Origin of the sequence: Thalassospira sp. MCCC 1A01428, from assembly GCF_002115825.1 — a bacterium.
Taxonomy (GTDB): Bacteria; Pseudomonadota; Alphaproteobacteria; order Rhodospirillales; family Thalassospiraceae; genus Thalassospira.
Genome location: NZ_JFJZ01000144.1, coordinates 1 through 864, shown reverse-complemented (window position 1 = coordinate 864; position 864 = coordinate 1). Strand labels below are relative to the sequence as shown.

The window sequence follows — 864 nt, the reverse complement described above, 5'->3', positions numbered from 1 at the left end:
ACGACATAGCGTTTTTCCGTTCCGCCATCAGCAAGGGGAATATCTTCATCGCTAATATTAGCCGACGCGATCAGGTCATCAGCATCAAGGTCATCCCAGGCGGCACCAACACCAAGCTGGATCGTGGTATAGTCGGCAACGCACAACCCCCAATTATTGCTATAACCCCGCTCGCCCGTGCGGGGGTCTAAAATATCATTCTTACCCTTGACCATACATTTGATCTGGGGGATGCCGCCTGCATAAATTTTGCTATCCCAGGTCAACCTGACATACAACTTAGCGCAGCCCTTTTGGCGGTGATTTAGCGACCATTCCGGGTGATATCCCCGCATCGCGGCAAGTAAATCCGCATCACCGGCATCAGTCCCGTTACCTTTCCAAAATAATGCATGGTCATAATATTTCCCCACCCCCCAACCAGAACCGACACCCTCAAGAACCACTTTGTCGCCAAAGTAAATATCCCCGATTTCTTCAACCGGATGCCCGGCAAGCGTAATAAGAATATGCAAATACCGCTTGTTACCCGTCACCGCCAAATAGGTAATCGGGCCTGAAACAATCGTTTCGCCATAGACAATGCGCCGCGATGTAATTGCCTGCTTGATCATTTGGCTATGGCCGCCAACATCAGCCAAACCCGACGATTTCGGCTTTTTGGCGAACGCCATCGCGCCAACATAAGAAATCACCGCACCAACGACAGCACCGGCAATAGCCGCGCCAACAGTGCCAAGGGCCGCAATAACCGCCGCCGATGTCGCTACCGCATTTGCCGCTGCCGCCGCCGCTACCGCTACCGCTACCTGTGGCATACCCTAAACCCTCCAGGCACGCTGGCCATCTTGCAAGGGCACATAA

Annotated in this window: 1 pseudogene; it reads right to left on the bottom strand. The window is 53.1% G+C overall.

Going from position 1 to position 864, the window contains the following annotated elements:
• Nucleotides 1–818, bottom strand: a pseudogene (locus THS27_RS26305) (hypothetical protein); the annotation flags it as partial.
• Between the last annotated feature and the right edge of the window lie 46 nt (nucleotides 819–864).